The sequence below is a fragment of the Scandinavium goeteborgense genome, from assembly GCF_003935895.2.
Classification (GTDB): domain Bacteria; phylum Pseudomonadota; class Gammaproteobacteria; order Enterobacterales; family Enterobacteriaceae; genus Scandinavium; species Scandinavium goeteborgense.
Genome location: NZ_CP054058.1, coordinates 4,452,554 through 4,472,767, shown reverse-complemented (window position 1 = coordinate 4,472,767; position 20,214 = coordinate 4,452,554). Strand labels below are relative to the sequence as shown.

Genomic DNA, 20,214 nt, shown 5'->3' with positions numbered 1-20,214 from the left:
TTCTCATTTCGTGGGGCCATTATGACCGTACTGCACAGCGTGGATTTTTTTCCGTCAGGACATGCACCTGTTGCCATTGAGCCACGGCTTCCACAGGCTGAGTTTCCGGAACACCACCATGATTTTCATGAGATTGTGATTGTGGAACACGGCACGGGTATTCACGTATTTAACGGTCAGCCGTACACCATCACCGGCGGCACGGTCTGTTTCGTGCGCGATCACGACCGGCATCTGTATGAGCACACTGACAATTTGTGTCTGACCAACGTGCTGTACCGTTCCCCGGATGCGTTCCGGTTTCTCTCCGGTCTGGAGCAGCTGCTACCGCAGGAGCAGGATGGCGTATATCCGTCGCACTGGCGGGTGAATCAGTCAGTATTGCAGCAGGTTCGGCAGGTCGTGCAACAGATGGAAGCGCTCGATAGCGGGGACGATATGCACGCCATCGCCAACCGCGAAATTCTGTTTATGCAGCTGTTGGTGAAATTGCGCCAGGGCAGTCTGGCGGCAGAGGCGACCAATAACGATGCGCGCCTGAATTTGCTGATGGCGTGGCTGGAAGACCATTTTGCCGATGAAGTGTGCTGGGAAGAGGTTGCCGATCGCTTTTCGCTGTCGCTGCGCACGCTGCATCGCCAGCTCAAACATCATACCGGCATGACACCGCAGCGTTATCTCAACCGCATTCGTCTGACCAAAGCGCGTCATCTGCTGCGACACGGTGATGAAAGCGTCACAGACATCGCATTTCGCTGTGGTTTCGGCGACAGCAACCATTTTTCGACGCTTTTTCGTCGCGAATTTAACTGGTCGCCGCGCGATATTCGCCAGGGGCGCGACACCGTGCTTCAGTAACGCGAGAACAGTCACCGTTTTTTGCCGTAAAAACAGCTAATAATAATCGGTTATCCGCTGATTAAGGTTTTGCTGTGTCTGCTCCGCTCATTCTTCGAAAAGCTGAATTTTTTACGTCACCGCAGCAAGCGGTGGCGGTGGCCGATCGCTATCCGCAAAACGTGTTTGCGGAACATACGCATGAGTTCTGCGAGCTGGTGCTGGTGTGGCGAGGAAACGGGCTGCACATCCTCAACGATCGTCCGTATCGCATCACCCGTGGCGACCTGTTCTACATTCGCGCTGAAGACAAACACTCTTATGCGTCCGTCAACGACCTGGTTTTGCAGAATATTATTTATTGCCCCGAACGGCTGAAGCTCAACCTGGACTGGGCGGCACATATTCCTGGCCTGAATGGAACGAACTGGACGCCGCACTGGCGGATCGGGAGTAGCGGCATGACTCAGGCGCGACAGGTAATTACCGCACTTGAGCAGGAGAGTCATAAAACCTGCACCCATTCGAACGACATGGCAGAACTGCTGTTTGCGCAGTTAGTGGTGACGTTACGCCGCCATCGCTACGCCACCGATAACCTGGCGGCAACTGAAAGCGAGGCGCTGCTTGATAAGCTGCTTACTGCGCTGGCAGGGAGCCTGAATCGACCTTTTGCGTTGGATACCTTCTGTGAACTGCAGGCCTGTAGCGAACGCACGCTGCGTCAGCAGTTTCGTAGCCAGACGGGGATGACCATCAACCATTATCTGCGCCAGCTACGCATCTGCCATGCGCAGTATCTGCTGGGACATTCTGAATTGATGATCGGGGAAATCGCCATGCACTGTGGCTTTGAGGACAGTAACTACTTTTCAGTGGTGTTTAACCGGGAAGTGGGGATGACGCCAGGGCAGTGGCGTCATCGGCATAAAAACGCGGCGTGATCAGTTCGCCATGCCCAAGCCCACGATATTCGCGGCGATGATAATCACCACGCAGCCCAGGCTCAGAACACCCACCGGACGACGACCGGCGTTGTTCCACTCTTTCAAAATCAGCCCAACCATTCCGCCGCACAGCACGTAGAAACTCATGTGCAGCATCCAGCTCATATAGTCATACTGCGCCGGAATGCTGGCGTGGCCCCAGGCGTAGAAGAAGAATTGCAGATACCACATCAGGCCTGCAAGCGCTGAAAACAGGATATTGCCGATGATCATCGATTTTGCTATTGAGAAGTCTGCTTTTACCGACAGGTTTGACTTGGTTGCCAGGCGGAAGAAGCAGAAGCCGAGGTTAATCACCGCGCCACCGCCCATGATGATGACGTAGCTTGGCAGCGCCACGTATAACGGATCGACGCCGAGCGCGGCCGCCGCTTCATGCATTGGCTTGGCTGCGTTCATAGCGAAGGACATCCCCGCCGAGAAAATGCCGCACATCACCGCCAGAATCAGGCCTTTTTTCAGGTTGAACTCTTCGGCTTTGATACCCATTTTGCGTTCTTTCAGCTGACCGGCACGGGTGACGATGCCCACGCCAATCACCGCCACCAGCACGCCCAATAGCGTCATTCGGCCGCCTTCGGTGCCGACCAGGACGTGGAACTGACCGTTCAGGATTGGCGTCATCAGCGTTCCGACGATAAGCGTGATGCCGATAGCGATGCCAATGCCCATCGACATGCCGAGATAGCGCATGGTCAGGCCGTAGTTGATGTTACCGATGCCCCACATCGCGCCGAACAAAAATACCGGCAGCAGCGTGGACGCACTAAAGGAATGATAGTAGGCCCAAAAATCCGGCAGCAGCATGGCGCTGATAGCCCACGGTAGGATGAGCCAGGAAACAATACCGCCGATAGCCCACATGGTTTCCCAGGACCAATTTTTCACCTTTTTAAACGGGGCATAGAAACAGGCTGCACTGGCTGCACCTATCAAATGCCAAAGAATTCCCATCGTAATCGCGTGACTCATTTTTTACCCTCATGTTTTACATCGATGAAACTTTCATCTGAAGCAAGGAGTATAAAAATCAGTCAGTTGATTAACCTTCAGACCGCTGCCGTGTACGGCTCATATCTGGCAATAAGCGCGTGTTCCCCTTGAGCAGGCTCACAAAATCAGCCACATACCCAAAAGTTATAACCTTATTAAAATTACGGCATTGATAAACATTTTCAATATCATTTAATTAACTATAATGGACCAACTGCTTACGCGGCGTAACACCTCTGCCGCCCGATGATAATTGGAGATGAATATGAGCTATACACTGCCATCCCTGCCGTACGCGTACGATGCCCTTGAGCCGCACTTCGACAAGCAGACGATGGAAATCCATCACTCTAAACACCACCAGGCCTATGTGAACAACGCGAATGCTGCGCTGGAAAGCCTGCCTGAGTTTGCTAACCTGCCGGTTGAAGAACTGATCACCAAACTGGATCAGCTGCCAGCAGACAAGAAAAACGTTCTGCGTAACAACGCTGGCGGTCACGCAAACCACAGCCTGTTCTGGAAAGGCCTGAAAACCGGTACCACTCTGCAGGGCGACCTGAAAGCGGCTATCGAAAGCACCTTCGGCTCCGTTGAGAAATTCAAAGAAGAGTTCGAGAAAGCTGCTGCTACCCGTTTCGGCTCTGGCTGGGCGTGGCTGGTACTGAAAGACGGCAAACTGGCCGTTGTTTCTACCGCTAACCAGGATTCCCCGTTGATGGGTGAAGCTGTTTCTGGCACCTCCGGTTTCCCAATCCTGGGTCTGGACGTATGGGAACACGCTTACTACCTGAAATTCCAGAACCGTCGCCCGGACTACATCAAAGCATTCTGGGACGTGGTGAACTGGGACGAAGCTGCTGCACGTTTCGCTGCTAAAAAATAAGACGACTCCTCGCCTTTGTTGCCTTCTGGCAGTACTAAAACCCCGCTGATTAGCGGGGTTTTTTGTTTTTAGCGAATGCCAAACTGACGGTCAACGGTTGCCAGCTGTTCTGCGTTGAGCGTCCCGCCCGCGTTGCGCGAAACGGGAGTGGAGTAACCGAACTTGCGTGACACGACGGTTTTAATCGTGGTCACGAAATCATCCCCGATGGCGTAAATTGCCATGAAGCGGCCAATCTCCCGTTGGGCGTGCGTCAGCCCGGTGATATCGCCTTTCTGCCATGCCTCCCGTGCCTGAACAAACAGCTCAGGCATGACGTTATTCAACCCCGAAATCACCCCTGCGCCGCCCGCCATCAAGTTCGGTATGAAGTATTCGTCGTAGCCCGAGAGCACGGCAAAATCGGTGCGCACGGCCTGGGTGGCGTGGATCATGTTGCGGGTGTGCGACTGGCAATCGACCGTGTCCTTGATGCCCGCGAAGTGCGGGAATTCAGCGGCAAGCGTGGCGGCAATTTTGGGAGTGATATCGCAACCGGTTCGCGCCGGGAAATTGTAGGCGAACCATTTACCCTCCAGGCGTTGACCAATCTCCCGAAAATAGCTCAGCACCTGATTTTCCGTCTGGCCGTAATAGTAAGGCGGCAGCACCATTACCGCATCATAGCCAGAAGAGTAAGCGACCTGCGCCATCTGGAAAACATCGCTGAGACAGGTGGATGACACGTTGGCGACCATCGTCAGGGATGACATCGCCCGCGCGTTGCGGATAAGTGTTAAGCGTTCTTCCAGCGAAAACGACGCGAATTCGCCAATGCTGCCCATCAGTAGAATGACGTCGATACGCGCGTCGGTGAGGCGGGCGAGATGCTGTTTCAGCCCGTCGTATTCAATGTGTCCTTCACTGTCCATCGGGGTAATTGAGGGGCACCAGACGCCGGTGAAACGAAGATGCTGGGTCATGTCGTTAACTCCTTATAGTGAAATGCCGTTTCAATTTAACCAATGGATAACATGAATCGTTTAGCAACGGCTTTACGCATGTCGCATTTTGCGCAGTTTACGTGCCAAAATAGTGGCAATGAGGGTCGGGAACAGGAGAGGGAAGATGCAATATCCGGTAAACGTATTTGTGGGCAGCGTGCGGGAGTACGAGGGCAGTCGCCCCAGCGCGATTGCAAAGTTGCAGGTGGACGGCGAGCTTGAGCTGACTGAACGCGGCCTGATAGGCGATGAACAGGCGGAAAAGAAAATTCACGGCGGTCCCGATCGCGCGCTGTGCCATTATCCGCGCGAGCATTACGCAGACTGGGCGCAGGAGTTTCCCGAGCAGGCAGAATTGTTCTGCGCTCCAGCATTTGGTGAGAACTTATCGACGGTTGGGCTGACGGAAAAAAACGTGTTTATCGGCGATATATACCGTTGGGGAGACGCGCTGATTCAGGTCACGCAGCCGCGTTCGCCGTGCTTTAAACTCAATTATCATTTCGGCATTAGCGATATATCTTCCCTGATGCAAAGCAGCGGCAAGATGGGCTGGCTGTATCGTGTGATTCTGGCGGGAAAGGTGTCGAGCGATCAGCCGTTGGAACTGGTTTCGCGCCTGAGCGATGTGTCGGTGTATGACGCTGCGGCGATTGCGTGGTACACGCCCTATGACGATGAGGAGTATCGCCGTTTGCTGTCGGCGGCGGGGTTATCGGTGAGCTGGACGCGGACGATGCAGAAGCGACGCTTGAGTGGGCATATCGAGGATAATTCACGGCGGTTGTGGGGGAAGTAGCAGTGTAGTCTGATGCCCTCTCCCCGGCCCTCTCCCCGGCCCTCTCCCACGGGGAGAGGGGGAATGCAAAGGCACAGTCTGAACCATTCCCTCTCCCTTTGGGAGAGGGTTAGGGAGAGGGGTCTCGCAATCAACCCCGTTTGTACAACGGCAGCCACAGCGTTAACCGCAAACCACCCAGCGGGCTGTCGTCGGCTTTGACCCAGCCGCGGTGCTGCTGAATCGCGGTTTCGACAATCGCCAGGCCAAGACCCGTCCCGCCGGATTCACGGTCACGGGCTTCGTCGGTGCGATAGAACGGACGGAAAATCTGTTCTCTGTCTTCTGGGCTGACGCCCGGGCCGTCATCATCGACGTTAATCGTAATGCCGTCTTTATCCACCGAGAAACTCACCGATATTTTGGTGTGCGAGTAGCGCAGCGCGTTACGTACGATATTCTCAAACGCACTCTCGAGCGCATTCGGGTTACCGTACAGCGGCCATGGGCCAGGCGGGTATTCAACGGTGAACGATTTGCCCATCTGTTCCGCTTCAAACGCGGCGTTGTCCAGCACTTCACTCCAAAGCTGATTTGCCTTCAGGTTTTCGCTCACCAGGGCATTTTTCGACTGATTACGCGACATCACCAGCAGGTCATTGATCATGCTGTCCAGGCGGTGCGCTTCCATTTCGATGCGCTCCAGCTCTTTGCTTTCCCCTGTGCGGCGACGTAGCAGCGCGGTGCCTAATTGCAGGCGCGTTAACGGCGTGCGCAGCTCATGGGAGATATCGGAAAGCAGGCGCTGATTGGCGGTCATCATCCGTTCGAGCGCCGTCACCATCTGGTTAAAACTGGAACCGGCGGCGAGGAATTCCTGCGGTCCGGATTCAAGCTCCGGATGTTGACGCAGGTTGCCCTGAGCCACTTCGTCGGCGGCGTTTTTCAGCTTACGTGCGGGTTTGGCGAGACTCCACGCCAGCCACAGCAGCAGCGGCGAACTCACCAGCATAGTGACAATCAGCAACAGCAGCGGACGGTCAAACAGCAGGTTGATGAAATCAGATTGCGAGGTGCTGGCCGGGCGAATCAGGTAGAGCTGGTAGTTATCTTCTCCGTCACGAACGGAGAAGGGCCCTACCATTTCCAGTCGGCCATAGCGTTTTTTCTGCGGATGATCGGCGTTATCGGACTGACCGATAAAGTTACGAATGATCTGCATTTCGTTGCGTTCTGCGCCGATCACCCGGCCTTCGCTGGTCACCAGCAGAAGGCGTTGTCCCGGAGGCGCCCATTTGTCGATGGCGCGAAACAGCCGACGCCACCACATCAAATCATTGGGCGGATCGTTCGCCAGTTCGACTTCGACGTGCTGCTCAATCATCAGCCCTTGGCGTTGTTCGCTGTCCATCAATTCTGTCATCTGGCGCGAATCAAGCTTGGGCAACATCAGTACCAGCATCAACACCAGTGCCAGGGTCAACCAGAAAATGGCAAAGATGCGTGCGGTCAAACTTCCTATCATGAAGCGGACACCATCAGATAGCCGCGGCCACGTAAGGTTTTAAACCATGGATGACCATCTTTCCGCTCTGGCAATTTACGGCGCAGGTTGGAAATATGCATATCGATAGCGCGGTCAAACGGGGTTAAGCGTTTGCCCAGCACTTCCTGGCTCAGATGTTCACGGGAAACCACCTGGCCGAGATGTTGCGCCAGCAGGTAAAGCAGCGTGAACTCGGTGCCAGTCAGTTCCAGCGTGGTGCCATCGAAGCTTGCTTCCTGACGGCCCGGATTAAGGCTCAGGGAATCGACTTCTAAGTTCGGTGAACTGGTGTCGCTGGTTTGCTGCTGTTCGCTCCAGTGGGAACGACGCAGAATGGCGCGGATACGGGCGACCAGTTCACGGTCATTAAACGGCTTTGGCAGATAGTCGTCCGCGCCCAACTCAAGGCCGAGTACACGATCGAGTTCGCTGCCGCGTGCGGTCAGCATAATGACCGGTGTCTGGTGTGTCTGTCGCAGCTCTTTAAGGGTATCAATGCCATTCTTCTTCGGCATCATTACGTCGAGCAAAAGCAGGTCGATGCTGTCATCCAAAAGCGCCAGTGCCTGTTCCCCATCGTGGGCAACCAGCACATTGAAGCCTTCCATGTCGAGCAGCTCCTTTAACAGGGAGGTGAGCTCCCGGTCATCATCAACTAACAGGATTTTATTCATTAATTAAATACCTCCGAGGCAGAAATTACGTCATCAAGGCTCGCTAATCCATGACTTTACGTTGTTTTACACCCCCTGACGCATGTTTGCAGCCTGAATCGTAGACTGTCTCTCGTTGAATCGCGAAACAAAAGTACTTGGGAGCAATTGATGCGCAATGTTATCGCTGCCGTCATGGCCTCAACGCTGGCGCTAAGTGCGAATAGCCAGGCTGCTGAAGTCGTCACCAGCGTTAACTGGACCTCAAATGACGGGCCGACGCAGAGCAGTCATCAGGGCCATATGTTTGACGGCATAAGTTTAACCGAATATCAGCGTCAACAGATGCGTGATCTGATGCAACAGGCTCGGCGACAGCAGCCCCCTGTTAATGTTAGCGAAATGGAGACAATGCATAAGCTTGTCACCGCAGATAAATTTGATGAAATCGCTGTGCAGGCACAGGCAGAGAAAATGGCGCAGGAGCAGGTTGTCCGCCAGGTCGAAATGGCCCGGGTTCGCAACCAGATGTTTCGCCTGTTAACGCCGGAGCAGCAAGCGATTTTAAATGAACGACACCAGCAACGAATGGATCAGTTGCGGGAGGTTGCACAGATGCAGCAAGGCTCGAAGTCGACGCTGTTTAGTAGCAGTAGCAATACCCGTAGTAACCAGTAACAAACCCTGTTTTCCTTGCCATAGACACCATCCCTGTCTTCCCCCACATGATGTGGGGTTTTTTTTTGCCTTTTTTCCGGCAACTGACCTTATTCACATTCCGCTATACTACCCGCAGAAGAGAGTGGGAGTGTTTATGAATCAAACCTATGGCCGTCTGGTCAACCGGGCGGCGATTGCCGCAACGGTAATGGCTTCGGCATTACTTTTGATCAAGATTTTTGCGTGGTGGTACACCGGGTCCGTCAGTATTCTGGCGGCGCTGGTGGATTCGTTGGTGGATATCGCCGCCTCGCTGACTAACCTGTTGGTGGTGCGCTATTCGCTGCAGCCTGCCGATGAAGAGCATACTTTTGGTCACGGCAAGGCGGAATCTCTCGCGGCGCTGGCGCAGAGTATGTTTATTTCCGGCTCGGCGCTGTTCCTATTTTTGACCGGTATTCAGCATGTCATCACTCCTGAACCGATGCGCGAACCAGGCGTCGGGATGGTGGTGACGGTCATCGCGCTCATCAGCACAATGATTCTGGTGACCTTCCAGCGCTGGGTGGTACGTAAGACGCAAAGCCAGGCAGTGCGCGCCGATATGCTTCATTATCAGTCTGATGTTATGATGAACGGAGCCATTCTGGTGGCGCTTGCGCTGTCGTGGTACGGCTGGCACCGCGCCGATGCATTGTTTGCATTGGGAATTGGCATCTATATTTTATATTGTGCAATACGCATGGGGCATGAAGCCGTACAGTCGCTACTGGACAGAGCGCTCCCCGATGAAGAACGTCAAGATATCATTAACATCGTGAGCGCCTGGCCTGGCGTCAGCGGTGCGCATGACCTTCGTACGCGGCAGTCAGGGCCGACCCGCTTTATTCAGATTCATTTGGAAATGGAAGATAACCTGCCGTTGGTTCAGGCGCATTTAGTGGCTGAACAGGTTGAGCAGGCGTTATTGCTTCGCTTTCCGGGTTCTGATGTCATTATTCATCAGGATCCGTGCTCGGTTGTCCCTTTGGGGCGACAGGGCTTTTTAGACATTCGTAATTCGTTGTAAAAATGTGGGCCGGATCGGCATTTTTTGTCTAAATTACCGCCGATTGGCCTGACCTGAATCAATTCAGCACGATGCGACTGATATACTATTTCCATATAGTCGATCTCTCCCTTATTGCGGGGGCGCTTCGGGCAACAGAATAATTTTTAGCATTCCTAAGTTCAGAGGTAGTCATGATTAAGAAAATCGGTGTGTTGACAAGCGGCGGTGATGCCCCGGGCATGAACGCAGCCATCCGTGGTGTTGTGCGTGCGGCGCTTTCAGAAGGTCTGGAAATTTTTGGTATCTATGACGGCTACCTCGGTCTGTATGAAGATCGCATGGTCCAGCTCGACCGTTACAGCGTATCTGACATGATTAACCGCGGCGGCACCTTCCTCGGTTCTGCGCGCTTCCCGGAATTCCGCGAAGAGCACGTCCGTGAAGTTGCTATCGAAAACATGAAAAAACGCGGCCTCGACGCGTTAGTGGTTATCGGCGGTGACGGCTCCTATATGGGTGCGAAGCGTCTGACCGAAATGGGCTTCCCATGCATCGGCCTGCCGGGCACCATCGATAACGACATCAAAGGCACCGACTACACCATCGGTTACTTCACCGCGCTGGGCACTGTGGTTGAAGCGATTGACCGTCTGCGCGACACCTCTTCCTCACACCAGCGTATCTCCATCGTTGAAGTGATGGGCCGCTACTGTGGCGATCTGACCCTGGCAGCAGCCATTGCCGGTGGCTGTGAGTTTGTTGTGGTTCCGGAAGTGGAATTTAGCCGCGACGACCTGGTGAATGAAATTAAAGCCGGTATCGCCAAAGGTAAGAAACACGCGATTGTCGCCATCACCGAACACATGTGTGATATCGACGAGCTGGCGAAATACATCGAAACCGAAACCAAACGCGAAACCCGTGCGACCGTCCTCGGTCACATTCAGCGCGGCGGTTCCCCGGTGCCTTACGACCGTATCCTCGCTTCCCGCATGGGCGCGTATGCGATTGATCTGCTGCTGGAAGGCTTCGGCGGTCGTTGTGTCGGTATCCAGAACGAGAAACTGGTTCACCATGACATCATCGATGCTATCGAAAACATGAAGCGTCCATTCAAAACCGAACTGCTGGACTGCGCGAAAAAGCTCTACTAATCGCCTCCCGAATGTTCGTGAAATCAGGATCCGTAGCCCTCAAGGGTTACGGATTTTTTTTGCTTCTGATCTCTGTCTTCCCAGCACATTAAGCGCTTCTCTTTGAGGAGGGCTGGGTTTACTCTCGATGGGATACGTAATCCAGTAAAAACCCTACCGTTTTGTAATCCTTGAGGAAATTGACAATGTCACTGTATAGCGAAACCAAAGCACAGTTTATTCACGGGCTGGTCAGTTTGAGCGCGGTTCTGGAAAAGAGCGCGGCCTGGGCGAAAGAGCAGGGTACTGATGAATCAGCATTGCTGGAGGCGAAACTGGCGGAAGATATGTTCCCGCTGAAGCGTCAAGTGCAGGTCACGTGCGATATGGCGAAGCGTGCGATTGCGCGTCTGGCGAATGTCGAAGCGCCCGCGATGGAAGATAACGAAAGCACCTTCGCACAGCTGCATGAGCGCATTGCTGCCACCGTGGCCTTTCTGAAGAGCGTGCCGGATTCGCAGCTGGACGGCGACGATGCGCGTCCGATCATGGTTCAGGCGCGTGAACATCAGCTGCACTTCACTGCCAGCAGCTACGTCTTCCAGTTCGCGATGCCGAACTTCTATTTCCACTCAACGACGGCTTACGCCATCCAACGTCAGGCCGGTGTTCCGCTGGGTAAGGTAGATTTTTTAGGTAAGATTCAGTAACGATACTGATAAAACGAAAAAGCCTTCTCAGAGAGAAGGCTTTTTTTATGCGGGAAGGCGTTTACTCGATGTCGAGGGCGTCTTCCGACAGAATGATACCGGTGTTGTCGGCATAGAGATGGTCGCCGGAGAAGAAGGTCACACCGCCGAAATTGACGCGAACGTCGCTTTCGCCAACGCCTTCACCCGCAGCACCGACTGGAATCGCGGCCATGGCCTGAATGCCAATGTCCAGCTCTTCCAGGTCGTCTACCTGACGCACCGCGCCGTAGACCACCATGCCTTCCCATTCGTTTTGCACCGCCAGACGCGCAAGATCGGCGTCAATCAGCGCACGACGTACGGAGCCGCCACCATCCACTAACAGGATGCGGCCACGACCGTTCTGTTCGAGCATATCGTACAGCAACCCGTTATCCTCGAAACATTTCACCGTAATAATTTGTCCACCAAACGACGACCGTCCACCAAAGTTGGAGAACAGCGGTTCAACGACATTGACATCTTCCTGGTAGATGTCGCAAAGCTCGGATGTATCGTATTTCATAGGCTTAACGTTCAGTTGCTACGTGAGTTTTCAGTATATCGTGCTATTCGCATTGTTGGCAAAATCATCAATTGTTAATTGATATTTGTCAGTTACGTAAACAGACGACTCAGCACAATCCCAACCACAAACAACAGGTTAGTCAGAAGCGCGCCTTTTACCGTGCGTTCGAGCATTGGGGGCATATCTGCCGGAGAACGGTGCGTATAAACGAAACGTGCCTGTTTAATCAGCAGTGGCGCGGCCAGAATGAACAGCCAACCCCACGGGCTGTGCAGCGCCATCAGGTTAAACAACGCCAGGCACAGCAGCGCGCCCATCAGCAAACCGGTGTGATAACGGCGGGCATTTACCGGGCCCAGTCGCACGGCCAGCGTGTTTTTACCGTTCTCACGATCGCTGTCGATATCGCGCAGGTTATTGATATTGAGCACCGCGGTGGCCAGCAGGCCACAGGCCGTTGCAGGCAGGAACGTCACCGCTTCCAGGGTATGCGCCTGAAGGTACCAGCTGCCCATCACGCTAAGCCAGCCGAAGAAGATCAGTACCGAAATATCACCCAGGCCGATATAGCCGTAAGGGCGTGTGCCCACGGTATAGGTGATGGCCGCAATAATCGACACGCCGCCCAGCACCATGAAGCCAATAAAATCTTCTATCGTCTGATACGAAGCCATGAGCAGGGCGATGCCGGACAGGCAAATCAGGCCCACCGTGACCATCAGCGCGCGCTTCATCTGTTCCTGGGTGATGACCCCTTTTTGCATCCCGCGCAGCGGCCCGATGCGGTCCGGCTTGTCGCTGCCTTTTACCGCATCGCCATAGTCGTTCGCCAGATTGGAGAGGATTTGTAACAAACCAGCGGTCACCAGCGCCAGAATGGCGACGAGCGGGTTGAAGTGTCCTTGCCACCAGGCCAGTGCGGTCCCGACAACAATGGCCGCGAAGGCCAACGGTAATGTTTTCGGACGCAGGCTTTCCAGCCAGGCCTGAGTACGGCTGATATCAGTCATAGTTTTTAGCCAATAAAAAATGGGGGCCAAGCCCCCATCAACAGTGATGAAAATGCATTTACCGGGATTATAGGATAAAACGGCTCAGATCTTCATCTGCCACTAACGCATCGAGATGCTTACTGACATATTCCGCATCGATAGTGAAAGACTCACCATGACGTTCGCTGGCGTCATAGGAGATATCTTCCATCAGGCGTTCCAGCACGGTGTGCAGGCGGCGCGCGCCGATGTTTTCGGTCGTTTCGTTCACCTGCCATGCGGCTTCAGCGATACGTTTGATGCCGTCGTCGGTGAAGTCGATATTGACGCCTTCAGTGCCCATCAGCGCTTTGTACTGCACGGTCACGGACGCGTTTGGTTCAGTCAGAATGCGTTCGAAGTCGTGAGTGGTCAGGGCTTTCAGCTCAACGCGAATCGGCAGACGACCCTGCAATTCCGGGATCAAATCTGACGGGCTGGCGACCTGGAAGGCGCCGGAAGCGATAAACAGAATGTGGTCGGTTTTCACCATCCCGTGTTTGGTCGAGACGGTGCAGCCTTCAACCAGCGGCAGCAGGTCGCGCTGAACGCCTTCACGAGAAACATCCGGGCCGGAGGAATTTCCGCCGCGCTTACAGATTTTATCGATTTCATCGATGAAGACGATCCCGTGCTGTTCAACGGCGTCGATCGCGTCTTGCTTCAGCTCTTCCGGGTTCACCAGCTTCGCGGCTTCTTCTTCAATCAGCAGCTTCATCGCGTCTTTGATTTTCACCTTACGCGGCTTCTGTTTCTGGCCGCCCAGGTTCTGGAACATAGACTGCAGCTGGCTGGTCATCTCTTCCATGCCAGGAGGCGCCATGATTTCAACGCCCATCGGTGCCGCGGCGAGATCGATTTCAATTTCTTTGTCGTCGAGCTGGCCTTCACGCAGTTTTTTGCGGAATGCCTGACGCGCAGCAGACGGCTCCTGCGGCTCTTCGGACTGGCCCCAGTTGTTTTTCGCCGGTGGGATCAGCACGTCGAGAATGCGCTCTTCCGCCATTTCTTCGGCACGATAGCGGTTTTTGTCAATCGACTGCATGCGCACCATTTTCACGGCAGCATCGGTCAGATCGCGGATGATAGAGTCAACTTCTTTACCGACATAGCCCACTTCGGTGAACTTAGTGGCTTCGACTTTGATGAACGGTGCGTTGGCGAGTTTCGCCAGACGACGGGCAATTTCGGTTTTACCGACGCCGGTTGGGCCGATCATCAGAATGTTTTTTGGGGTCACTTCGTGACGCAGCTCTTCGTCGAGCTGCATACGGCGCCAGCGGTTACGCAGGGCGATAGCCACAGAACGCTTTGCCGCGTCCTGGCCAATGATGTGTTTGTCGAGTTCGCTGACAATCTCGCGTGGGGTCATTTCAGACATAGGAGATCCTTACGCTTTAGAAGGTAATTCTTCAATGGTGTGGAAGTGGTTGGTGTAGATGCAGATATCGCCTGCAATCCCCAACGCTTTTTCCGCAATGTCACGAGCGCTCAGCTCGGTATTTTCCAGCAGCGCACGGGCTGCGGCCTGGGCATACGGGCCGCCGGAGCCAATGGCAATCAAATCGTTTTCAGGCTGCACCACATCGCCGTTGCCGGTGATGATAAGCGATGCGTTTTCGTCTGCAACGGCCAGCAGCGCTTCGAGCTTGCGCAGCATGCGGTCGGTACGCCAGTCTTTGGCGAGTTCAACCGCGGCTTTGACCAGATGTCCCTGATGCATTTCCAGTTTACGTTCGAACAGTTCAAACAGCGTGAAGGCGTCCGCAGTGCCGCCAGCGAAACCTGCGATCACTTTGTCGTTATACAGACGGCGTACTTTTTTCACGTTGCCTTTCATGACGGTATTGCCCAGCGTGGCTTGACCATCACCAGCGATAACGACATGACCGTTACGGCGAACACTTACTATTGTTGTCACGAGAGGACCCCCTGGGTGTAAAGCAGAATACAGGCCCCGCACGTTATGCGGGGCAGAATGCATTAATAGATGGGGGGGATTTTAGGGGTTTCAACCCCTGGAGGCGATACGAATGCAGTTTGCGTGTCCGGCAACCTTCAGGCGGGAGATGGTGCCATCGGCATTATCTTTGCCTTTCACAGGGCCAATCACCACGCGATTCCAGCCGTTATTGGTGGTAATGCGTGAGTCAAATCCTTCAAAGGCCAGCTGGGCACGAACCGTTTCTGCCTGATCGGCACCTTTAAACGAACCGCACTGGATTATCCAACGGCGATCGTCTGCGGTCTGTTTGGCCGGTTCTGGCTCACGCGTCACCGGTGCAGCCTGCTGTGCTTTCGGCTGGCTGGCCGTGGTATGCGTCGGGGTTTGCATCAGGTCCTGATACGGCTGCTGTGTGGTTTGTTTCTGCTGCGTCTGGCGCGGTTGTGTAGCCGGCTGGCTCTGAACCGTACGCGTTTGCTGCTGTTCCACTGGGCGAGACTGCGTGCGCGGGGCCTGCACCGGCTGCGTCTGTGACCACTGCTGCTGTTGCTGCACCTGCTGCTGAAGTCGTTGGCGCTGAAGCGTTTGCTGGCGCTGCTCAGGCGTTTGCTCGTTCCACGGCACTTCCGTCAGCTGCGTCGGCTGCTGGCGCATATCGGCCTGCATTTGCGCTAGCAGCTGGCGCTGTTCGTCGGTCAGCTGATTGGCATTTTTTACTTCGCCACCCGCAGACGGCTCCGTTGGCGCACGCACGCCAGGCTGGCGGCTTTCCAGTTCTTTAATGTAGCGCCAGCGTTCTTCCGGCTTCGGCGGTAAACCATTACCCGTGGCCTGGCGGCCCTGCATGGCATCGGCTTCTTCTTTCTTGTGATGGGTAATGAAGTACAGACCACCGATAAAGGCAACCAGCACGGCTGCGGCAATGGCGACCATGGTTGGTGAAACAGCAGGAAAGCTCGTTTGCTTTTTCCGTGAGTTCCTTGTTGGACTCTTTTTTCGCCGCGAAGCAGCAGGTTTGCTGCGGCTTACATAATCTCGTTGTGCCACTGTCGTTTCGCTGTATTTATTCGTTCATCAGCCCGCCATGTTACTTAAGCGGCGGGGCTTTGACCAGAAGCGCTAGTCTGAAAGCCGTTTAGTTTAAGGCTTATTTTTTGTGGTACTACCGCGAATCACCAGTTCACAGTCGAGCAGGCGGGAACCGCTGCTGACATTTTGACCGCTAAGCTGATCGAGTAATAACAGCATGGCTTCACGCCCGATATCAAAACGCGGTTGAGAAACGGTGGTCAGCGGCGGGTCGCAAAATTCAGACAGGGAAATGTTATCGAAGCCAATAATCGACAGATCGTCCGGTACTTTCAGGCCGCGGCGTTTAGCCAGCGACAGCGCGCCTAGCGCCATAATATCGCTGTGACAGAAGATGGCCGTCGGCGGCTGCGGCAGTGCGAGCAGCTGTTCCAGCGCGGTCGCCCCGGCTTCGAAGGTAAAGTTACCGCGAGCGATGTAGTGCGGATCGACGGTAATCCCACTGCGGCGCAGCGCCTGCACGTAGCCCTGCAAACGATAGTGGCACAGCGGCATTTCTTCTGGCCCGGCGATGCAGCCGATGCGCTGATGCCCGAGTTCGTGCAGGAAATTAACGGCGTTAAAGGATGCGGTGAGGTTGTCGATGTGAACCGTCGGCAGTTCGAGTTCAGGTGCAAACTCATTGGCCATGACCATTGGTGGCAAATTCCGTTGCTCTTCAATGCTGGCGTCGAACGGCAGGCGCGAACCCAGCAGCAGCATGCCGTCGATTTGTTTGGTGATGATGAGATCGATAAAGGTTTTTTCCTGCTGATTCTGATGAGCGCAGTCGCCAATCAGCACCAGATACCCCTGCTCAGCAGCGGTAATTTCGATACCCCGGATGATTTCACTAAAGAAAGGATCGCAGATGTCCGGCACAATCACCAGAATGGTTCTCGACTCGTTGCGCTTCATGTTCCGGCCCAGAGCTTGTGGGAAATATCCCACTTCCAGCGCGGCCTGCTCCACTTTATTACGCGTGGACTGCGACACTTTGTCGGGGTTCATCAATGCCCGAGAAACGGTTGCCGTTGAGACATTCGCTTTCTGAGCCACATCCTTCATGGTTGCCGAAACAACCTCTTTTTTGGACTTCACCTGGGTTCTCCTCGCTGACGGGGGCAGAGACTTCCACTGTCTCTGACAACAGTCTCTTTTTTATCAGAGAGTAAGTCAGGGGAGTTACAGAAATTTCATGAAAATTGTGACGGAAGCTGAATTTTTCGATCTGCCTCGCAGCGCAAGGGGTTAGCCTTCGATCGGGTCAACGTCCAGCACCCATTTCACTTTACGTGAGGCAGGAAGGGTGTTGATCAGCGCCATCGCCCCACTGACGATATGCTGTAAACGCAGGCGTGATGGGTGTTGCAGCACAATCTGCCAGCGCCAGCGGCCGCCGCGTTTTGGCGCGAGAGCAGGCACCGGGCCGAGTAGCCACAGTTTGTCATCCGCCAGCGGGCTGGCCTGAAGTAAATTGCGCAGCTGCTGCAGAAACAGCGGTGCTTCCTGATTATTGTGATCTTCCGCGCGGATCAGCACATGGCTGGTCCACGGCGGCAACTGGAGCGTTTGACGCTCCGCCAGCGCCTGCTGAGCAAACGCGTCATAGCCCTGATGTAGCAGGGTTTGCAGCAGCGGATGTTCCGGGTGATGAGTTTGCAGAATCACTTCGCCCTGTTTCCCGGCCCGGCCCGCACGGCCAGAAACCTGAGTGTACAACTGAGCGAAACGCTCGGCGGAACGGAAATCAGCCGAGAACAGCGCGCCATCGACATCAAGCAGCGCCACGAGGGTGACATCCGGGAAGTGGTGACCTTTGGCCAGCATCTGGGTGCCGATCAGAATGCGCGCCCCGCCGCGATGCACCTCCGCCAGGTATTGTTCCAGCGCGCCTTTGCGGCTGGTGGTGTCGCGGTCGATACGCGAAATCGGGACGTTGGCAAACATCGGCGCCAGCACGTCCTCAAGCTGTTCAGTCCCTAACCCCACCGGCACCAGATGCGTCGATCCGCACGAAGGGCATTGACGCGGAAGGGGGCGCTGGCTATCGCAATGGTGGCAGCGCAGGTGGCGATGGGTCTGATGCAGCGTGTAATAGCTGTCGCAGCGCGGGCATTCCGCTATCCAGCCGCATTCATGACACAGCAGCGTCGGCGCATAACCGCGACGGTTGAGGAATAAAATGACCTGATTATCGGCCTGTAAATGCTGACGCATCCGGCTGATTAACGCTGGAGAAAGCCCGGCCTGCAACTGTTGGCTTTTTAAATCCAGCACGTGCTGAGTCGCGGGACGTGCGTTCCCGGCGCGTTTGGTCAGTTTAAGCTGGTGATATTTTCCCTGGCGAACGTTGTGCAACGTTTCCAGAGCGGGCGTCGCGGAGCCGAGGATAATCGGAATTTGCTCATTATGGGCGCGCCACACTGCCAGATCACGAGCGTGATAGCGCCAGCCTTCCTGCTGCTTGTAGGAGCTATCGTGCTCTTCGTCGATGACGATCACGCCGAGATTTTTGAACGGCGTAAATAAGGAAGAGCGGGTGCCAATCACAATCCCGGCTTCGCCATTTTTCGCTTTCAGCCAGGCCGACAGACGTTCGCTGTCGTTGAGGGCGGAGTGCAGCACTTCGACCGGGGCGTTAAAACGTTCACGAAAGCGGGCAATCGTCTGCGGCGTGAGGCCGATTTCGGGCACCATCACCAGCGCCTGTTTCCCCTGTGCCAGCACGTTTTCCAGCACGCTCAGATAGACTTCGGTTTTGCCGGAGCCGGTAACGCCCGCCAACAGCCAGGCGGAAAATTTGTCCGACGCGCTGTGAATGGCCCCGACGGCGGTGGCCTGCTCGGTGTTCAGGCGCAGACGCTCGCCGGTAACCGCATAGCCATGGCGCCAGTCGGAAATCGCAGGCGCTTCGCTCGCCAGATCGCTATAGCCTTTTTTACGCAGGCCCTGTAGGGCGGCGTCGTTGAATTCTAAATCGGCAACCTGATGGCGCCAGATTTTGCCCTGACGCAGCGCGGCCAGCGCCTGCTGTTGTTTGGCGGAGCGCTTAAGCGTGTGAATATCCACCGCCTGGCCCTGTTCCGTCGCATACCAGTACCACAGCGGCGCGGCGCTGGCAGGTTTCCCCTGACGCAGCAGAATCGGCAGCGCGTGAAACAGCACATCGCCAATCGGGTGGTGATAATAGTCTGCGGCCCACTGCAGCATGCGCCAGACGGCAGGCGAGTAAACGGGGTCGTCATCCAGCACTTCAATGACGCTTTTCAAATCCTTGAGCGGCAGTTCGCTGTCGTCGCTGACCGAGACCACAATCCCCACGCGTTCTTGCTGTTTGCCAAATGGCACGCGGACGCGACACCCGGCCTGAGCGCTAATGCCATCTGGCAGCACATAGTCAAAGGTACGGGGAAGCGGAACGGGCAGGGCAACGTGTGCGACGGGCATCGAATCTTCCTGACTTGAAAAGGAGCGCGTTAGTATACTCTAAATCATTCGAGTTGCAGGAAGGCGGCAAACCCGAGAGTCCCCTGGAGCTTACTTTAGTAAGTGACTGGGGTGAGCGGGAGCAGCCAACGCACATGCAGCTTGAAGGATGACGAGTATATACACATTACACTAAGGAGAGGTGTGGATCAGATTGCAACCCCTGGTTATATTCTGTATGATTCGCCGCCTTTGGTGCACATAATGTCGTACCAAAAAGACCTATACTATTAACTTCACGCGGTGTCTGGCGTTAGGGCTGGAAGAGCGGCGTGGCCTTTACTGAGGTTTCCCATGAAAAAAGGTATTCACCCAAATTACGCAGAAATTACTGCAAACTGTTCTTGCGGTAACGTAATGACCATCCGTTCTACCGTTGGTCACGATCTGAACCTGGACGTGTGCGGCAAATGCCACCCGTTCTACACTGGCAAGCAGCGTGACGTTGCTACCGGTGGCCGTGTTGACCGCTTCAACAAGCGTTTCAGCATCCCGGGCGCTAAATAAGCTACCCGAGAAAAAGGCGCCGAAAGGCGCCTTTTTTGTATCTGAAAATCAGTATTCCCACGTATCCGGGTCGATCCCCAGTTCACGCATAATAATCTTCGCAGCTTCCGGAATTTCATCACTACGCTCTTTGCGCAGATCTTCATCGTTTGGCAGCGGTTGACCGGTAAACGCATGTAAAAACGCTTCACACAGCAGCTCGCTGTTGGTGGCGTGGCGCAGGTTGTTCACCTGGCGACGGGTACGTTCATCGGTAAGGATTTTCAAAACCTTCAGAGGAATGGACACCGTAATTTTTTTAACTTGTTCGCTCTTCTTACCGTGCTCAGCGTAGGGGCTGATATATTCGCCGCTCCATTCAGCCATGAGACTCTCATCCTCTAATCA

The 20,214-nt window shown here is 54.8% G+C and carries 21 protein-coding genes; 9 read left to right on the top strand and 12 right to left on the bottom strand.

What is annotated here, in order from left to right; all coding sequences use genetic code 11:
* The first annotated feature begins 21 nt into the window (after positions 1-21).
* Positions 22-858 (top strand): HTH-type transcriptional activator RhaS, encoded by an 837-nt coding sequence (gene rhaS / locus A8O29_RS22115; protein ID WP_125353091.1) that lies wholly within the window; start codon positions 22-24, stop codon positions 856-858.
* A 74-nt stretch (positions 859-932) separates the two neighbouring features.
* The gene (gene rhaR / locus A8O29_RS22110; RefSeq protein WP_125353093.1) at positions 933-1,781 is read left to right on the top strand and encodes an HTH-type transcriptional activator RhaR; all 849 of its coding nucleotides are present in this window, start codon (positions 933-935) and stop codon (positions 1,779-1,781) included.
* Here rhaR and rhaT read toward each other — a convergent pair whose 3' ends face one another.
* Complete coding sequence (gene rhaT / locus A8O29_RS22105; RefSeq protein ID WP_125353094.1) at positions 1,782-2,816, bottom strand: L-rhamnose/proton symporter RhaT; 1,035 nt, start codon at positions 2,814-2,816, stop codon at positions 1,782-1,784.
* A 286-nt stretch (positions 2,817-3,102) separates the two neighbouring features.
* Between rhaT and sodA the strand changes: the two genes are divergently transcribed.
* Positions 3,103-3,723: a superoxide dismutase [Mn] gene (gene sodA / locus A8O29_RS22100; protein WP_125353096.1), complete on the top strand. Its 621-nt coding sequence runs from the start codon at positions 3,103-3,105 to the stop codon at positions 3,721-3,723.
* Positions 3,724-3,791: 68 nt separating this feature from the next.
* Here the strand turns inward: sodA and A8O29_RS22095 are convergent, their stop codons facing one another.
* Complete coding sequence (locus A8O29_RS22095) at positions 3,792-4,685, bottom strand: dihydrodipicolinate synthase family protein (RefSeq protein ID WP_125353097.1); 894 nt, start codon at positions 4,683-4,685, stop codon at positions 3,792-3,794.
* A 145-nt stretch (positions 4,686-4,830) separates the two neighbouring features.
* Between A8O29_RS22095 and yiiM the strand changes: the two genes are divergently transcribed.
* On the top strand, positions 4,831-5,505 hold the full coding sequence (yiiM, locus tag A8O29_RS22090; protein WP_125353099.1) for a 6-hydroxyaminopurine reductase: 675 nt from the start codon (positions 4,831-4,833) through the stop codon (positions 5,503-5,505).
* A 130-nt stretch (positions 5,506-5,635) separates the two neighbouring features.
* Here the strand turns inward: yiiM and cpxA are convergent, their stop codons facing one another.
* Complete coding sequence (gene cpxA / locus A8O29_RS22085) at positions 5,636-7,009, bottom strand: envelope stress sensor histidine kinase CpxA (protein ID WP_133462432.1); 1,374 nt, start codon at positions 7,007-7,009, stop codon at positions 5,636-5,638.
* Positions 7,006-7,704 carry an envelope stress response regulator transcription factor CpxR gene (gene cpxR / locus A8O29_RS22080; RefSeq protein ID WP_110511866.1) on the bottom strand — a complete coding sequence of 233 codons (699 nt, stop codon included), beginning with the start codon at positions 7,702-7,704 and terminating at the stop codon, positions 7,006-7,008. The genes cpxA and cpxR overlap by 4 nt, the downstream gene beginning before the upstream one ends.
* 150 nt (positions 7,705-7,854) lie before the next feature.
* Here cpxR and cpxP point away from each other — a divergent pair, with 150 nt between their 5' ends.
* The 4 genes from cpxP to A8O29_RS22060 all read left to right on the top strand — a co-directional run bounded on the left by cpxP (position 7,855) and on the right by A8O29_RS22060 (position 11,237).
* Positions 7,855-8,361: a cell-envelope stress modulator CpxP gene (gene cpxP / locus A8O29_RS22075; RefSeq protein WP_159466044.1), complete on the top strand. Its 507-nt coding sequence runs from the start codon at positions 7,855-7,857 to the stop codon at positions 8,359-8,361.
* Positions 8,362-8,497: 136 nt separating this feature from the next.
* Positions 8,498-9,412: a CDF family cation-efflux transporter FieF gene (fieF, locus tag A8O29_RS22070; RefSeq protein WP_133462434.1), complete on the top strand. Its 915-nt coding sequence runs from the start codon at positions 8,498-8,500 to the stop codon at positions 9,410-9,412.
* Between the two features lie 173 nt (positions 9,413-9,585).
* Positions 9,586-10,548, top strand: coding sequence for a 6-phosphofructokinase (gene pfkA / locus A8O29_RS22065; RefSeq protein ID WP_110511863.1), 963 nt, complete (start codon positions 9,586-9,588; stop codon positions 10,546-10,548).
* Positions 10,549-10,733: 185 nt separating this feature from the next.
* On the top strand, positions 10,734-11,237 hold the full coding sequence (locus A8O29_RS22060; RefSeq protein WP_246316634.1) for a DUF1993 domain-containing protein: 504 nt from the start codon (positions 10,734-10,736) through the stop codon (positions 11,235-11,237).
* A gap of 61 nt (positions 11,238-11,298) precedes the next feature.
* Here the strand turns inward: A8O29_RS22060 and rraA are convergent, their stop codons facing one another.
* From rraA to priA, 7 genes are all read right to left on the bottom strand, one after another.
* Complete coding sequence (gene rraA, locus A8O29_RS22055) at positions 11,299-11,784, bottom strand: ribonuclease E activity regulator RraA (RefSeq protein WP_110511861.1); 486 nt, start codon at positions 11,782-11,784, stop codon at positions 11,299-11,301.
* 92 nt (positions 11,785-11,876) lie between these two features.
* Positions 11,877-12,797, bottom strand: a complete 921-nt coding sequence (gene menA / locus A8O29_RS22050) for a 1,4-dihydroxy-2-naphthoate polyprenyltransferase (RefSeq protein WP_133462436.1) — start codon at positions 12,795-12,797, stop codon at positions 11,877-11,879.
* A gap of 67 nt (positions 12,798-12,864) precedes the next feature.
* Entirely contained in the window at positions 12,865-14,199 is a 1,335-nt protein-coding gene (gene hslU / locus A8O29_RS22045) for an HslU--HslV peptidase ATPase subunit (RefSeq protein ID WP_110511859.1), read from the bottom strand.
* 9 nt (positions 14,200-14,208) lie between these two features.
* Positions 14,209-14,739, bottom strand: coding sequence for an ATP-dependent protease subunit HslV (gene hslV / locus A8O29_RS22040; RefSeq protein WP_110511858.1), 531 nt, complete (start codon positions 14,737-14,739; stop codon positions 14,209-14,211).
* A gap of 90 nt (positions 14,740-14,829) precedes the next feature.
* On the bottom strand, positions 14,830-15,810 hold the full coding sequence (gene ftsN, locus A8O29_RS22035; protein ID WP_174081420.1) for a cell division protein FtsN: 981 nt from the start codon (positions 15,808-15,810) through the stop codon (positions 14,830-14,832).
* Between the two features lie 93 nt (positions 15,811-15,903).
* Positions 15,904-16,932 (bottom strand): DNA-binding transcriptional regulator CytR, encoded by a 1,029-nt coding sequence (gene cytR / locus A8O29_RS22030; RefSeq protein ID WP_110511856.1) that lies wholly within the window; start codon positions 16,930-16,932, stop codon positions 15,904-15,906.
* 150 nt (positions 16,933-17,082) lie between these two features.
* A complete protein-coding gene (gene priA / locus A8O29_RS22025) occupies positions 17,083-19,281 on the bottom strand; it encodes a primosomal protein N' (protein ID WP_174081419.1) in 2,199 nt (732 codons plus the stop codon).
* Between the two features lie 333 nt (positions 19,282-19,614).
* Between priA and rpmE the strand changes: the two genes are divergently transcribed.
* Positions 19,615-19,827, top strand: coding sequence for a 50S ribosomal protein L31 (rpmE, locus tag A8O29_RS22020; protein ID WP_110511854.1), 213 nt, complete (start codon positions 19,615-19,617; stop codon positions 19,825-19,827).
* A gap of 48 nt (positions 19,828-19,875) precedes the next feature.
* On the opposite strand, the gene metJ is transcribed toward rpmE, so the two are convergent.
* Positions 19,876-20,193 (bottom strand): met regulon transcriptional regulator MetJ, encoded by a 318-nt coding sequence (metJ, locus tag A8O29_RS22015; RefSeq protein ID WP_072571323.1) that lies wholly within the window; start codon positions 20,191-20,193, stop codon positions 19,876-19,878.
* Between the last annotated feature and the right edge of the window lie 21 nt (positions 20,194-20,214).

What these genes read in the sequence shown, in the direction of transcription:
- rhaS (WP_125353091.1), top strand. Translation starts at nt 22, where the DNA reads ATGACCGTACTGCACAGCGTGGATTTTTTTCCGTCAGGACATGCACCT.
- menA (WP_133462436.1), bottom strand. Translation starts at nt 12,797, where the DNA reads ATGACTGATATCAGCCGTACTCAGGCCTGGCTGGAAAGCCTGCGTCCG.
- rhaT (WP_125353094.1), bottom strand. Translation starts at nt 2,816, where the DNA reads ATGAGTCACGCGATTACGATGGGAATTCTTTGGCATTTGATAGGTGCA.
- metJ (WP_072571323.1), bottom strand. Translation starts at nt 20,193, where the DNA reads ATGGCTGAATGGAGCGGCGAATATATCAGCCCCTACGCTGAGCACGGT.
- hslU (WP_110511859.1), bottom strand. Translation starts at nt 14,199, where the DNA reads ATGTCTGAAATGACCCCACGCGAGATTGTCAGCGAACTCGACAAACAC.
- yiiM (WP_125353099.1), top strand. Translation starts at nt 4,831, where the DNA reads ATGCAATATCCGGTAAACGTATTTGTGGGCAGCGTGCGGGAGTACGAG.
- fieF (WP_133462434.1), top strand. Translation starts at nt 8,498, where the DNA reads ATGAATCAAACCTATGGCCGTCTGGTCAACCGGGCGGCGATTGCCGCA.
- rraA (WP_110511861.1), bottom strand. Translation starts at nt 11,784, where the DNA reads ATGAAATACGATACATCCGAGCTTTGCGACATCTACCAGGAAGATGTC.
- cpxP (WP_159466044.1), top strand. Translation starts at nt 7,855, where the DNA reads ATGCGCAATGTTATCGCTGCCGTCATGGCCTCAACGCTGGCGCTAAGT.
- cpxR (WP_110511866.1), bottom strand. Translation starts at nt 7,704, where the DNA reads ATGAATAAAATCCTGTTAGTTGATGATGACCGGGAGCTCACCTCCCTG.
- cpxA (WP_133462432.1), bottom strand. Translation starts at nt 7,009, where the DNA reads ATGATAGGAAGTTTGACCGCACGCATCTTTGCCATTTTCTGGTTGACC.
- sodA (WP_125353096.1), top strand. Translation starts at nt 3,103, where the DNA reads ATGAGCTATACACTGCCATCCCTGCCGTACGCGTACGATGCCCTTGAG.
- pfkA (WP_110511863.1), top strand. Translation starts at nt 9,586, where the DNA reads ATGATTAAGAAAATCGGTGTGTTGACAAGCGGCGGTGATGCCCCGGGC.
- rpmE (WP_110511854.1), top strand. Translation starts at nt 19,615, where the DNA reads ATGAAAAAAGGTATTCACCCAAATTACGCAGAAATTACTGCAAACTGT.
- priA (WP_174081419.1), bottom strand. Translation starts at nt 19,281, where the DNA reads ATGCCCGTCGCACACGTTGCCCTGCCCGTTCCGCTTCCCCGTACCTTT.
- A8O29_RS22060 (WP_246316634.1), top strand. Translation starts at nt 10,734, where the DNA reads ATGTCACTGTATAGCGAAACCAAAGCACAGTTTATTCACGGGCTGGTC.
- A8O29_RS22095 (WP_125353097.1), bottom strand. Translation starts at nt 4,685, where the DNA reads ATGACCCAGCATCTTCGTTTCACCGGCGTCTGGTGCCCCTCAATTACC.